The sequence below is a fragment of the Cohnella zeiphila genome (assembly GCF_014212055.1).
In the GTDB taxonomy this organism is placed as follows: Bacteria; Bacillota; Bacilli; order Paenibacillales; family Paenibacillaceae; genus Cohnella; species Cohnella zeiphila.
The window spans coordinates 266,178-280,245 of the sequence record NZ_JACJVO010000001.1 but is presented as its reverse complement, the minus strand read 5'-3'; the positions used below and the strand labels follow the sequence as shown (position 1 = coordinate 280,245).

General features: G+C 59.8%; 12 protein-coding genes. 1 reads left to right on the top strand and 11 read right to left on the bottom strand.

Features of this window, described 5'->3' with window-relative positions; genetic code table 11:
• Nucleotides 1-151: 151 nt before the first annotated feature.
• Entirely contained in the window at nt 152-1,000 is an 849-nt protein-coding gene (locus tag H7C18_RS01220) for an NAD-dependent epimerase/dehydratase family protein (RefSeq protein WP_185127176.1), read from the top strand.
• Between the two features lie 33 nt (nt 1,001-1,033).
• On the opposite strand, the gene H7C18_RS01215 is transcribed toward H7C18_RS01220, so the two are convergent.
• From H7C18_RS01215 to H7C18_RS01165, 11 genes are all read right to left on the bottom strand, one after another.
• Entirely contained in the window at nt 1,034-2,197 is a 1,164-nt protein-coding gene (locus H7C18_RS01215) for a trans-sulfuration enzyme family protein (protein ID WP_185127175.1), read from the bottom strand.
• Entirely contained in the window at nt 2,194-3,348 is a 1,155-nt protein-coding gene (locus tag H7C18_RS01210; protein ID WP_185127174.1) for a Gfo/Idh/MocA family protein, read from the bottom strand. The genes H7C18_RS01215 and H7C18_RS01210 overlap by 4 nt, the downstream gene beginning before the upstream one ends.
• A gap of 158 nt (nt 3,349-3,506) precedes the next feature.
• The gene (locus H7C18_RS01205; RefSeq protein WP_185127173.1) at nt 3,507-5,378 is read right to left on the bottom strand and encodes a glycoside hydrolase family 35 protein; all 1,872 of its coding nucleotides are present in this window, start codon (nt 5,376-5,378) and stop codon (nt 3,507-3,509) included.
• Nucleotides 5,379-5,387: 9 nt separating this feature from the next.
• Nucleotides 5,388-6,200 carry a response regulator gene (locus H7C18_RS01200; protein WP_185127172.1) on the bottom strand — a complete coding sequence of 271 codons (813 nt, stop codon included), beginning with the start codon at nt 6,198-6,200 and terminating at the stop codon, nt 5,388-5,390.
• Nucleotides 6,194-8,029, bottom strand: a complete 1,836-nt coding sequence (locus tag H7C18_RS01195) for a sensor histidine kinase (RefSeq protein WP_185127171.1) — start codon at nt 8,027-8,029, stop codon at nt 6,194-6,196. Before H7C18_RS01195 ends, H7C18_RS01200 begins: the two co-directional genes overlap by 7 nt.
• A 39-nt stretch (nt 8,030-8,068) precedes the next feature.
• Nucleotides 8,069-8,899, bottom strand: a complete 831-nt coding sequence (locus H7C18_RS01190; protein WP_185127170.1) for a carbohydrate ABC transporter permease — start codon at nt 8,897-8,899, stop codon at nt 8,069-8,071.
• Nucleotides 8,896-9,783 carry a carbohydrate ABC transporter permease gene (locus tag H7C18_RS01185; RefSeq protein WP_337912658.1) on the bottom strand — a complete coding sequence of 296 codons (888 nt, stop codon included), beginning with the start codon at nt 9,781-9,783 and terminating at the stop codon, nt 8,896-8,898. The genes H7C18_RS01190 and H7C18_RS01185 overlap by 4 nt, the downstream gene beginning before the upstream one ends.
• A gap of 120 nt (nt 9,784-9,903) precedes the next feature.
• Nucleotides 9,904-11,241, bottom strand: a complete 1,338-nt coding sequence (locus H7C18_RS01180) for an ABC transporter substrate-binding protein (RefSeq protein ID WP_185127169.1) — start codon at nt 11,239-11,241, stop codon at nt 9,904-9,906.
• A 339-nt stretch (nt 11,242-11,580) separates the two neighbouring features.
• A complete protein-coding gene (locus tag H7C18_RS01175) occupies nt 11,581-12,396 on the bottom strand; it encodes a methyl-accepting chemotaxis protein (protein WP_185127168.1) in 816 nt (271 codons plus the stop codon).
• Between the two features lie 395 nt (nt 12,397-12,791).
• Nucleotides 12,792-13,121, bottom strand: a complete 330-nt coding sequence (locus H7C18_RS01170) for an ArsR/SmtB family transcription factor (protein ID WP_185127167.1) — start codon at nt 13,119-13,121, stop codon at nt 12,792-12,794.
• A gap of 105 nt (nt 13,122-13,226) precedes the next feature.
• Nucleotides 13,227-13,976 carry a DUF2071 domain-containing protein gene (locus tag H7C18_RS01165; RefSeq protein ID WP_185127166.1) on the bottom strand — a complete coding sequence of 250 codons (750 nt, stop codon included), beginning with the start codon at nt 13,974-13,976 and terminating at the stop codon, nt 13,227-13,229.
• Between the last annotated feature and the right edge of the window lie 92 nt (nt 13,977-14,068).

Below are 14,068 nucleotides of genomic sequence, written 5' to 3'. Positions count from 1 at the left end.
TCGGCGGGCCGAGCCCCGTATATCCGAGTATAGCTGGTAACCGTTCCGTCATTTGATGAACTTCGCTTCCGTACTTCCCCGGCGCGAAGCCGGTCTTCTATAATGAAGAAGCGAATCTGCGAAAAAAAGAAACGTTCAGGAGGAATGCGCGATGGCAAAAGTCGTGGTTACGGGAGGAAGCGGCAAGCTGGGCAGGTGGGTTGTCCGGCACTTGGCCGAACAAGGATACGACGTGGTGAACGCGGATGCGGTGCGGCCGCAAGAGCCGCTCTGTCCGACGCTTCTGGTCGATCTGACCCGTCTGGGAGAAGTATACGGAACATTGGCCGGCGCGGATGCGGTCGTTCATCTCGCCGCGATTCCGGCTGCGCATATTCGGACGAACGAAGTGACTTTCGAGAATAACGTGGTCTCCACCTACAACGTCCTGGAGGCGGCCGCGGGGCTCGGCATCCGGAAAGCGGTCATCGCCTCCAGCGAATCGTCGTACGGCATCGTGTTCGCGGTCAACCGGTTCGGTCCGACTTACGTGCCGGTCGACGAGGACCATCCGCAGCTGCCCCAGGACAGCTACGGGCTGTCCAAGGTCGTAAACGAGCAAACGGCCGACATGTTCCACCGCCGCACCGGCATGCAAGTCGTCTCGCTGCGGATCGGCAACGTGATCGCGCCGGAAGATTACGAGCGATTCCCGTCGTTCCTTCACGATCCCGCCCAGCGCGACCGGATTTTATGGAGCTATGTCGACACCCGCGACATCGCCGAGGCTTGCCGGCTGGCGATCGAAGCCGACGGGCTCGGCTCGGTCGCCGTCAACCTGGCGGCGGACGACACGAGCAGCGCGATTCCGAGCCGGGAGCTGCTGGCCGCGCGCTTCCCCGAGGTGCGCGAATTTCGCCGGCCGCTGAACGGGCATGAGACGCTGCTGAGCAATGAGCGGGCCAAGCGGCTGCTCGGCTGGCAGCCGAAGCACCAGTGGCGGGATTACGTGCGCGAATAGGGCCGTGGAACGGGAAAGGTTGCTTGCACTAGCTCAAAGAGATTGGAAGCCGGCGGCCCGGAACGCTTGATCCAGATCCGCGATCAGGTCCTGCGGCTCCTCCAGCCCGACGTGCAGCCGGACGACCGGCACGGAGCGGCGTGCCTTGCCGAAGGAAGCCGTCTGCAAGGAGACGAGGCTTTCGTAGCCTCCCCAGCTGAAGCCGATCCGAAAAAAACGCAGGGCGTCGACGAATCGGACGAACCGCTCGCGATCGTCTCCCGCCTCGAACGAGAGCAGGCTGCCGAAGCCGGACATCTGGCTTCGGGCCAGATCGTGCTGGGGATGGGAAGGCAGGCCGGGATAGCGGACGCACGTCACGAACGGCAGCTCCTCCAAATGGGAGGCGATCGCCAAGGCGCTCGCTTCGTGCCGCTCCATGCGCAGCGGCAGCGTCCGCAACCCCCGGGCGATCGATGCCGCCGCATGAGGCTGCATGACGGCGCCGAGCAGCTTCAACTCGCTGCGGTCGATCTTGCGGATTGCGGCCTCGCGGCCGATGACGACGCCGCCCATCGAATCGCTATGGCCGCCCGCATATTTCGTCAGCGAATGCACGACGAGGTCGATGCCGAACGCCAGCGGGTTCTGGTAGCAAGGGCTCGCCCAGGTGTTGTCGACGATCGTGCGAATGCCGCGTTCCCGCGCCCATTCGACGCACGCGCGCAAGTCCTGAAGCTCGAACAGAAGGCTCGTCGGGCTCTCCAAATAGAGCAGCTTCGTCTCCGGGTGTGCTGCCTCGGCGATGGCGCCAAGGTCGGTGCCGTCCGCGAAGTCGGCCGTGATCCCGAATCGCCGCGCATACGAGCCGATGAGCTCCCTTGCCGGCCCGTAGGCCTGATCGACGCAGACGATATGGTCGCCGGCATGCACGGAGGAGAGCACGGCGGCCGAGATCGCGCCCATACCGGTCGCGAAGCAGCGGGCTCTCTCCCCTCCCTCCATGGCGGCCAGCCGCGTCTCCAGCTCCCGCACGGTCGGATTGTTCCCGCGCGAATAGATGAAGCTGTCCGGGTCCGCATCGGCCCGTTCCATCTCCGCCACGCTGGCGAACGTGAACAGCGAGCTGTCGTACAGCGGCGGATGGACGGCTCCGTGATGCCTGGGGTCGTGGCCGTCGTGAGCGACGAGCGAATGGAAGCGGGGCGGCGCGCTCATCGCGCCTCCACGAACGAAGCCAGCGTCTGGTACGTGTCCGTTCGCGCGGAACGCTCGGCCTTCAGGCACATCAGAGCGCTCGCGATTCCCATGGACAACGGCGTATGCGAACGCTCCTCGCCCGCCATGACGCGGACGAAGTTTTGCGCCAGCGCCGAATCGCCTCCGAAGTGCGGCAGCTTCGCCGCCTCCAGCTTGTATGTCTCGACTCGAGGCGCGCCGTGCAGATGAACGGTCACTTCGTCGCGGTACCAATCGAACTCGAGCGTGCCTTCGTAGCCGATCAGCCTCGCTCCTCTTCTGCCCGCGGATTTTCGCGAGTAGAAGTTCTGCGAATAGACGGCGTGCATTCCGGTCTCGTAGCGGATCAGAACGCTCGCCGAGTCGTGGTTGCCGGTGTCGACGGCGAACGCGCACAGTTCTCCGGTCACTTCCTCCTGCTTGATGCGCTCCAGCACGTACGGGCTCTCCGGGCACTCGTAATATTCGTTGCAATCCCGACAGCGCAGGCCGGCCGGCTTGCTGCCTTTGAATACCCGCTTCGACTCCATGGCCGACACCGCCACGGGGCGAAGTCCGATCAGGTAGTTCAGGCAATCGAGATCGTGTGTCGCCTTTTGCAGGAAGAGGCCGCCCGTCTGCTCCTCGTCGCGATACCAATTGTGGTAGTAGACGCCTCCGTACGGCACGTTATTGACGGCCTGAACGTGCTCGATCGGCCCCAGACGTCCGGAGTCGACGATCTCCTTCGCCAGCTTCGCGATTGGCGTGTTGCGCAGCGGAAAGGAGACGACGACCTCGGAAGACGATTCCGACGCGGCCTTCTCCAGCCGCAGAAGGTCTGCCTCCGTCGTGCCGACCGGCTTCTCCAGAAACAGCGGGAGGTTCCGCCGCATGACCTTGAGCGCCAGGGGGGTATGCAGCGTGCAGCGCGTGCCGATCATGACGCCGTCCAGCCTTTCACGATCCAGCATCTCGTCCGCCTCGGGGTAAAAGCGAACGCCGCGGATCCCCTTGGCTTCGAGCAGCTGCCGGGCTTTCTCCATATCCGGGTCGGCCACCGCCGCCAGTTCCACCCCGCGCTCAAGCTCCAGCAACCGGTCCAGAAAATAGTCCATGCGCACGCCGTAGCCGATAATTCCGATCTTCATCGCAATCCTTCTTTCCCTTCATGATGCCTGCCATATTCGACTCGGCTCATTGACATATAAGCCCTCTCACGTCTTCGTGAATGGTATAAGTGCCGAAAAGCAACAACTCGCCCCGAACCTCAGCCACACTGAGGCCATGCCGCCTGCCGTTTTTCCGCTTACCCTAGCTCCGCAAAATCCTGCAGCGTAACAATAGGCGTCTTCGCGCCATGCAGCTCGAACAGCACCAGCTCGTTCTCCCCGGCGCGCAGCAGCGGACCGGGCACGTACAATGTTCTCTGCGGCCCCTTCTCCCAATAGCGGCCGAGGTTGAACCCGTTGACGTACGCGACGCCCTTCGTCCAGCCCTCAAGCTTCAGGAACGTGTCCGCCGCTTCTTCTACGTGAAACGTCCCGCGATAGAAGGCCGGCCCGACCGCCGCAGCTTCCGAGGAGTCCGACTCAGCCTCTGGCTCCGCAGCCTTCTCCTCCGAAATGCGGACGTCCCTTGCCGCTTCGCCTCGTTCCGACTCCGCCACAGCCGCAAAGTCCGTCTCGTCCGGCCGCAGCCGTTCAAAGCGCAGGCCCGACAGATCGTCCATCGGCAGACTGCGGATCGTCCAGTCGAACAGGAAGTGATGGTACAGCCGCTTGCCCGCCTTGACGCCCTCGGTAATCCCTTTGACATCGCGCATCCGCGAGCCGTAGTTGATCCGGCCCATATTCTCGACCAGGATGCCGAGCTTCGCGCCCCCGGCAGGCACGTCGACCGTCACCGAATCGGCGCCCCAGCGCTCGAGGACACCCTGATAGACGCCGTCCAAGTAGATGAGCGCCCGATCGCGCACCTCCTGCAGGATAATCTCGCACTCCGGCCGCGGCCCGGACAGGAACGTCTCGTACCAAATGAACCCGTAATCCTGACCTAACCGCTCCATCGTCTCCGGATAGACGCTGCTCACCGGTTCGCCCAGACGGTCGAACGAGTCGAACAGCCGCGCCCGCTCCGTCAGCCGCACTTCGCCGTACGCCAGCTTCCGAGCCGGCGGCGGCAGCGGTTCGTCCGGCAGTTCGGCGTAGCGGCCGATTACCTCTCGGATCGCCAAATATTTGTCCGTGATGTCGCCCGATTCGGACAGCAGCGCGTTGTAGTCGTAGCTCGTCACGGTCGGCTCGTAAAACTCGATATGGTTGGCCCCGTTGAAAAAGCCGAAGTTCGTGCCGCCGTGGAACATATAGAAATTGACGGAAGCGCCCATCCCGAGAATTCGGTCCAGCACGTCCACGACGTCTTCGTGGCCGCGAACGTGGTGCTCGTCGCCCCAATGGTCGAACCATCCGTTCCAATACTCCATGCAGACGAGCGGCTTGCCTTGCTGATACTCGCCGAGTCGCTCGAACGCCCGCTCCGGATTGGAGCCGAAATTCAGCGTAATGAGCGTATCTTCGAGCGTTCCGCCCTGAAGCATATAGTCCTCGGTCCCGTCGGAGGTAAACAGCGGAACGTCCATGCCGCCGCTGATCAGCTTATTTTTCAGAAAAGTCAAATAATTTTTGTCATTGCCGTAGCTGCCGTATTCGTTCTCGATCTGCAGCGCGACGATCGGTCCGCCCGAAGTGGCGAGCAGCGGCTTCAAGCGCGGCAGCAGCTCGTCGTAATAAGCCGCGACCTTCTCCAAATACGGGGGATAGCTGCAGCGCAGCCTCATGCCGGGATCGGCCAGCAGCCAGGACGGCAGGCCGCCGAACTCCCACTCGGCGCAGATATACGGGCTCGGCCGCAAAACGACGCTAAGCCCGAGCCGCCCCGCCAGCCGCACGAACCGCTCGACGTCCGCCGTTCCGTCGAACCGGAAGCGTCCCTCCTTCGGCTCGTGAACGTTCCAAGCCACGTATGTCTCCACGGTGTTGAAGCCGCAAGCCTTCAGCTTGCGCAGCCTATCCTCCCAATAATCCGGGACGATCCGGAAGTAGTGCATCGCCCCTCCGATCATCCGCCAAAGCGCGCCATCCCTATAAAAACGGCCGTCTCTCATCGTCAGCAATCCCATGCCGCGTCCTCACTCCTCGCCGCCGCCGGACGCGCCCGCCCGGTATTCCAGCGGAGTCACGCCGACTGTCCGTTTGAACAGCTTCTGAAAATAGATTTTGTCCCCGTAGCCGACGACGTGGGCGATCTCGTACACCTTGAGGCCCGGATGATCGATCAGGAATTGCTTCGCCTTGTCGATGCGCATCCGGTTCAGGCAGTCGGTGATCGTCTCCCCGGTCTCGCGGCTGAACAGCTTGCTGATATAGCTCGCGTTGAAGCCGACCTTGTCGGCGATATACTTCAGGTCGATCTCTCGGTTGTACTCCTGAGCCAGCAGCCTGCGGATGCGCTCGACCGTGCCGTTCTCGCCTTGTGACGAAGCAGCCGGCGCTGGCGCCATCTCCGCTCCCGCGCCGGCTTCCGCTCCCGCCGTTCCTTCCGTCCCGCCGCCCGAGAGCTCTCGCTTCTTCTCCGCGAACCGGTCCAGCAGCTTGAACACCTCGACCTTGTCCATCGGCTTGAGCAGGTAGTCGGTCGCCCCCGCCCGCATCGATCGGCGGGCGTATTCAAAATCGTTATAGCCGCTCAGCATGACGATGTTCAGGTGCGGCAGCTTGCTCTTGGCCTGCTCGATAAAGCGCAGCCCGTCCATCATCGGCATCTCGATATCTGTAATGACGACGTCCAGATCGTCCGGCTCCATCGCCGACAGCTGGAGCATCGCTTCCAGCCCGTTCGCATGCTGTCCGGCGATCGTCAGACCGCCCGGATATTTGGACAAGATCTTCGCGATGCCGAGCCGGATATGTTCCTCGTCGTCGACGATCATCACCTTCAGCATATCGCAACCTCCTCTCCCTCGTAAGGAAGCTTGAGCGGCAGCCGAACCGTTATCGTCGTTCCTTCCCCTTCCCGGCTCTCGACCGCGAGGCCGTAGGTTTCGCCGTATTGCAGCTTAATCCGCTCGTGCACGTTGCGCAGCCCGATGCCCCGGCCGGGAGCCGCATGCCCCCGGATGCCTCCGAGATGCTCGCGAAGCTTCTTGAGCGCGGCTTCGTCCATGCCGCAACCGTCATCCGCGACGGCGAAGACGAGCTCTTCCCCTTCTTCGCGGGCGGCGACGCGGATCATTCCGCCGGTAAGCCGGTCTTTGAAAGCATGGTACAAGGCGTTCTCGACGATCGGCTGGAGCATCAGCTTCACGCATTCCGCCTCCAGGCAGCGCTGCGGAACGTCCGTAACGAACGCATACCGGTTCGAGAAGCGCTGGTTTTGCAGCATCATATAATGGCTCAAATGCTCCAGTTCTCTGGCGACCGTCGTCCGCTGTTCCTCATGGTTGACCCCGTAGCGGAGAAGCTTGCCGAGCGTAAAAGTCATGTCCGCCACTTCCTCGTCGTCGTTCAGCTCCGCCCGCATCCGGATCATCTCCAGCGTATTGTAGATGAAATGCGGATTGATCTGGCTCTGCAGCGCGGCGAACTCCGCTTCCTTTTTCCTCGTCTGCGTCCGCTTCACTTCCTCGAGCAAGTCGCGGATCCGGTTCACCATGAGGTTGAAGTGCCTTCCGAGCATCCCGACCTCGTCCCGGTACTTCTGGTTGAAGCTGACGTCCAGCCGCCCGGCCTGCACCTCCTGCATGAGCGCTTTGATCCGGCTGAGCGGACGGGTGAGCGCGTAGGAGATGGCGATCGCGATGAGCAGCGCCGCCGTGACGAAGATGACCGTCGTGATCAGCGTCGCGTTGCGGGTGACTGTAGCCTGACGGGTGACGTCCGCCATCGGAATGTAGACGAACATCTTCCAGTTCGTCAGCGCGGACTTCGCGTACGTGCAAATATAATCCTTGCCGTTCAGGGAGATCGGGAACGAGCCCTCGCTTCCCGTCGCCTTGCGGACCGACTCGCTGCCGGACAGATCCTGCGTGATCTGCTCGCGGTCGCTGTCGAACACCACCTTGTTGTCGTCGTCGACAAGCACCGTTTCGCCCTTGGTTACCTGGTCGAAGTCCTGAATTTGCCGGTTGATGGCGGTAATGTTCGTATCGAACACGATGAAGCCGATCGGGCTCATATCCTTGGTCTGCTTCAGCTCTCGGATGACCGAGAAAGCATAATACGAATTGTTGTCCGTCGATACCTCCTGCGTGCTGACGAGCGCCGGTCTCCCGTCCGCCTGCGCGGCGATCCGCCCCCATTCGGCTTTCGCCTTGTCGAGGTTGGCCCGCTCGCCTCCGGTTTTGACGTTGAAGTAAACGTTGCCGAAGTTGTCGAAGACATACACCGAGACGGTGTCCGGCTTGATCTTGTTAAGATTGCGGATGTAGAGGTCGATGAAATTGACCTTTTCGAGCGATTGGTCCGCATTGGATAAGTAATCAAGAAAGTCATCGTTGTACAGCGGCATCGCCGACATGTTGTACAGATCGGTTACGTAATCGTCAATCTTCAGCAGCATCTTCGACGTGATCTCGGTCGAATAAGCGGTTGTATTCGCTTTAATGGAATGCGTGTAAGACAGGGACGAAGCGTAGCTGATGACGACTAGCGGAAGGCAGACAAGCGCCAGGAACACGATCAGCAGCTTCACCTGCATGCTGCGGTTGGCAAAGGCTGTAACCAGCCATTCCGCCGCCCGCCAGACAAAGTAGCGACCTCTTCCCTTCCGCATGTCCCGTTCCCCCCGGATGTTCGCCTGTTAGAAGTACAGTCATTTTACTGCACCGTTGACGATTCCGGCAAACACATACCGTTGGAAAAACAAATACAGCACGACGATCGGCACCATGATCATCAGAATGGCCGCGCTCATCAGCTCCCACTCGGTGCTGCGCTCCGAAGAAAAGTTCATCAGGCTGGTCGAGACGACCGCCAGCTTCTGCGCCGGCATGTACAAATACGGAATGAACATGTCGTTGTAAATGTCGATCGTCTTGATGATGACGATCGTCGCCGTCGCCGGCGCCAGCAGCGGGAAAATGATCGTCCGGTAGATCCGCAGCAGGGACGCCCCTTCCATCATCGCCGCTTCGTCCAGCTCCTTCGGGATGTTGCGCAGGAATTGCAAATAAATAAACAGCTGAAGCACGCTGGTGCCTAGATGCAGCACGATCGCCGCCCATCTCGTGTTGTACAGATGGAGCCCGTGAATAACCGTGAAGGTCGCCACCTGCGTCGTGATCGTCGGTACGAACGAAACGGCGATATAGGCGCCCATGACGAGCTTTTTGAGCATGAAGTCGAACCGTCCCAGCACGTAGGCGACCATCGTTCCGAGCGCGACGTTGCCGATGACCGCGCACACGATGATGATCAGCGTGTTGAAGTAAGCGCGGTCCAGATGCGCGCGATGCAGCACGGTCGAGAAATTCTCGAAGTTCAGAAAGCTGTGCGGCAGCTTGAACACGCTCGTCTGCGAAAATTCCGTCTTGCTCTTGAACGCGTTCAGCACCAGAATATACGGCGGGAAAACGACGATCGCAACGGCTATCCACGCGACGGCGTGCTTGAGCAGGCCGATCGGCCCGTAGCCCCGGCTCATTCTCCCCACCTCCGGGTCACGAATCGCTGAATGCCCAGCACGACGATAACGGCGGCGATCAACGTGATGCTCATCGCCGAAGCCATGCCGAAGTTATTGAACTTGAACGCGGTGCTCATCGTCATGGTCAGGAACGTCTCGCTCGCGCCCAGCGGACCGCCGTCGGTCAACAGGAACGGCAGATCGAAGATTTCCAGCGTGCCGATGATCGTCAGGAACAGGTTGAGCTCGATCACCTTCGTGATGTTCGGCAGAATGACATGCAGGATCGCCTGCGCGCGGGACGCGCCGTCGATCCGGGCCGCCTCGACGATCTCGGACGGAACCGATTGCAGCGCGGCCAAATAAATGACCATGTTAAGCCCCATGAACTTCCACAGCGTGATGAAGCCCAGGACGTGATTGACGAATTTGGGGGACCCGAACCAGCTGATCGCCCAGGAGTCCAGTCCGACGCCATGCAGCAGCGTGTTGAGCGAGCCGTATTCCGAGTTGAATACGTAATTGAACATATAAGCGACGGCGACGCCGTTCATGATGTAGGGCATAAACAGAACGACCCGGTACGCGTTGCGCCCCTTCATTCGGGAATTGAGCAGCAGGGCGAAGAGTAAGCCGAGCGCGTTCTGGAAAAGTCCCCAGCCGAGATAGACGAAGTTGTGCGAGAAGGCCGCCCAGATTTCGCGGTTATGGAACACTTCCTTATAGTTCGCGAGACCCGCCCACGTCTTCTCCGGACTGAAGCCGTCCCAGGTCATGAAGCTTAAGTAGATGAGATAAAAGGCCGGATATAACGAAAACATCGCCAGCAAGGCTAGCGGAACGAGCAGGAACAAAACGATCAGCAGATTCTTCTGCTGTCTGTACGATAAGTTGCCGGGCACTGGCTGTCTCCCCTCTCTTGCCGCGACGGAGGCCCGGCAGGCAAGACGGACGATCCGAGGGACCGGTCATCCGTCTTGCCCGAGTTTTTCGCCTGGGCCAACCTTTTCCGACGTGCTGCGTTACTTGCCTTTGGCAACGGATGCCTTGGCCGCCGCCCACTTCTTGTTGTAGCTGTCGAACACGTCCTGCATTTTGCCGACCGTCACTTCCTGCACGAACTTGAACGGATCGAACTGCATCTTGTTCTCGACGGCGGTTACGTCCTCGCTGACGGCTTGCGCCTCCATCATTTGCGGGTTGTAGCTCATGAAGTCGGTAATTTGCGTCAGGCTCTGCTTCTGATCCTTAAGCGGAGAGATGATCATGTGATCGGCGTAGTCGCCGGATTCCTCGATCATAAACTTGACGAACGCCTTGGCGAGCTCCTTGTTTTTGCTGTTCGCGCTGACGGCGTAAGCCCAGTCGTTGCGCATCATGCCTTTGTAAGTGCCGCTGTTGTCGTAGGGCAGCGGTACGAAGCCGATGTCGTCCAGCGACAGGCCGTTGCTCACGAGGTTCGAAATCGCCCAGTTGCCGATGTACATCATGGCCGCCTTGCCGGAAGCCAGATCCTTCTGCGTCTGATCCCAAGTCGCGGAATAGACGTCCTTCTCCAGATCGCCCTTGTCGAAAAGCTGCTTCAGAATGCCGAGCCCTTGCCCGTAAGCGCCGTCCACCGTGAACGGGGTGTCCGTCTTGATCTTGTCGTTGCGCAGGCCCGTGTTGCCGTAGATAAATTCGGCCGGGTCGGTCCAATATTGCATCGTCCACGCGTCCTTGAACGCGGTTGCCATCGGCACGATGCCCGCGGCCTTCAGCTTATCGGCATCCGCGAACAGTTCGTCCAGCGTTTTCGGCGGCGCGGCGATGCCGGCCTTCTCGAACGCTTTCTTGTTGTACAGCAGGCCGTTGATCGCCACCTGCTGCGTGATGCCGTATACTTTGCCTTGATAGGCATTGAAATCTTTGAAGTAAATATCGTCGTCCAGGCCGAGGTCGTCGAGCGGCTCGTAAAATTTCGGCAAATCCGCTTTCGTCGTCTCGACGAGCGACAGAACGTCCGGCAGCTCGTCCGCCGCCATCCGTACGCGAATCGTCTGCTCGTAGTCTTTCAGCCCTTCGATTTTCACTTCGGTACCCGGATATTTCGCCTCGAAGGCGTCGACGTACTTTTTCAGATCGGTATCGACCAGCTCGGTCCGGTGCGTCGCCCAGGTGATCGTACCCTTCAGCTGCGATCCGCCGTCCGCACCGGACGCCGACGGGCTGGCGCCGGCCGAACTGCCGGCGCTGGCGCTCGGCTGCGCAGAATCGGACGCGGACGCCGAAGCGTCCGAATTGTTCTCCGAGCTGCCGCAGGCGGCCAGCAATCCCGCTCCCAAAGTCATGGTCAGACCTAGCGTTATGGTCTTTTTCATTCTTATGATCCTCCCCAATGAAGTTCATCGTTTGCCTGATCTAATATTATGTAATCTTTGATAACATATAAATGGCCGCATTTTGTTTTTGTTGGCTATATTTTGTCTGTTCGCGGCAAAATATTTTCCTGCTTCGCTTTTGACTTCGCTTTCATCATTTTGGAGTCGTTTGCAAGAGAGGTCTTTCAAAATTAAAGAGTTATATTATATAACATTCATATAACTCATATATCCCATCGTCCTTTCGAACGGCCGTAACAAAAAGACAACATCCACCGGTCGGTGGATGTTGCCGCATCGCCTCGTGACTATGACAGCCGATTCGAACGATTCCCGGAATCAATGATGAGCCAATTCGCTAAGCGAAGCGGCCAAGCCGGTGACCTTCTCGATTCCGGAGGCCATCTGCTCGGCTCCGTTCGCTTGCTCCTCGGAAATATGGCCCAGGCTCTCGGCTTGGGTGAGCAGCACGCTCATATATTTCTTGACTTCCGCCACTTGCTCCTTGATCTCGGCGACGGAAGCTTTGGATTCCTCGGCCAGCTTGCGGATTTCCGTCGCCACGATGGAGAAGCCCCTGCCGTGCTCGCCGGCGTGCGCCGCCTCGATGGAGGCGTTCAGCCCCAGCAGTTGGGACTGCGAGGAGACGTTCGAGATGACGGAAGAGATCCTCTCGATCAGGTTCATCTGCGCGGCCAGCTTCTCCGTCAGATCCGTCAACGCTCGGTTGGCCTCCAGCAAGCTGCCCGCATGGCCTGCGAATTCCTCGGAGGAAGCGTACAGCTCCTCGGAGACGGCCGTCAACTCTTCCGACATGGAAGCCAGCCTCAGCCGGTTGGTGGAGATTCCCCAGGAGATGACGCCGACCGGGTCTCCGTTCTCGCCCTGCACGGGAATGCAGACCGCCATATACCCCAGCTTAGCATAGACGGAGCTGCCGGCGTCGACCGTCCGGACAATCGTCTCGTTCCGCGTCAGCGTCGTGTGGGTTACCGAGCCGGGCGTCAGCTTGTCGCCCACGCGCATATTCAAGCCGAGCGCGTCGTGAACGTACAGGAACTGTTCCGTGTCCGCGATCACCAGCGTGCATGGCTCGTAATACTCGATCATTTGGCGGAAAAATTCCGCCGTCTCCAGCAGGCTCTCCAACTTCATGAAAGACACTCCCCCAATGGTTACATACCTGAAACCTATGAAGATTGTACTAAAAACAAGAGATAAATGTAAATTCATGGACCAAAATAACCCCAAGCGGGGCTTAGCTTCGAGGCTTTCTTAGGTACTTTGCGGGGCCATGGAAGAAATACACGAATGCGCTGGCCATATCCGTATCGGGCAGCGGGCTGAACGCGTAACGAATGCCCAGAGGCCATGTTAGCCGATTTTTTCGGCTATCGGCATCCGTTCAGCCCGCCATGGGACTGCAACAGCCTCTTGGGAAGCTTTTATACTTTCTTTAATGTTAAAAAAGCGTCCCGCACATCGCGCGGAACGCCTTCGTTCACGTGCACCGGCCGGGCCGTCCGGCTTAGACGACTTGACTTCGGAATTTACAAATCGTCATCGTCCAGCAATTGCTGCAGCCTGGAGACGTTTTCCTTCCAGAATCGCTCGTAAAAAGACAACCAGTCCTGAATTTCCCGAAGCGGCTCGGCGTTCAGCCGGAAGCGCGTCTCCCGCCCGACCTTCCGGTCGATCACGAGATCGGCTTCCTTCAGGATGGTCAAATGCTTGGATACGGCCGTTCGGCCCATCGGGAACCGAATCGTCAGCTTATGCAGCGGAGTCTCGCCCGAGACCGCCAACAGACGAATCAGCTCGCGTCGAGTCGGGTCGGCAACGGCTTCATAAACGTCCCGAACGGGAGCTTGCGCGCTCATCCCGGCATCCCCCTCTTTCCTCGACCCTATCTGCTATTCCATGTTTGAAACAACAATAAGACTCCTTTAAGTGTCTTGTCAAGCGTCAATTGCTTTTCTCTCCCGTCAGACAGGCCGGATCGGCCAGATCAGAACTTCCATCCGCTCGGTGTACGTCATCCAAGACGGGGCTCCCGGCAAGCGGATTCCGCCGCAGGCGGCCATCGTGTTCCGCTCGATCTCCGCCTCCGGACGCCGCAGCGCCCACGGTCCGTGATGGATGTCCGCGGCAAGAGGTTTTCCTTTCCTGCTTGCGGTGTACATCCGGTATCTCTCCGTCAGCCAGTGCAGATCGGTTCCCGGCTCCGCCAAGAATGCGGCATCCTCGCCGATCCTGCAAGTCCCCGCGAATTCGGCGGACGGTTGCCTCCGGTCCGTTCTCTCGCAGCGGTAGCGAATCCGGCCATGTTCCTCCGATATGGACATGCGTGCCTTCAGATAAGGCAGATGCAACCGTCTGGCGACTTCCACCGCCAAGCGGTTCGTAGCATCCAGGCTGAGGAAGCAGACGCCGGGTACGCCCTTGTAAGTGACGTAAGTCCGCACGTTCAGTTCGAGGAAGCGACCGGCGTACGGAATCGGAGGCAGCCCCCGCAGCCCCATGCCGGTCACCCGGAAAGGCAGAACGGAGAGCCAGGGCCGGCCTTCCAGCCGGTCCAGCTGCAGAGGCGCCGGAACGAACGGGGCGATGTCGGCTTCGCGGACCGGCCAGTGAAGGAACAGCACGTTCTCCCACGCTTGCCGGGCTATCCAACAGCCTTCCGGATACGGAATCGGCCGATGTTCTCTACTGGCAGCAATCTCTTGGACGTTCACGCGGTACCCCCTCCCATCGCTTTTTGCCACATATGATGCCTGTCGGCTTGACTATACGGTTATCGTTCCCATATACGGAGAAAAGCGGGGCA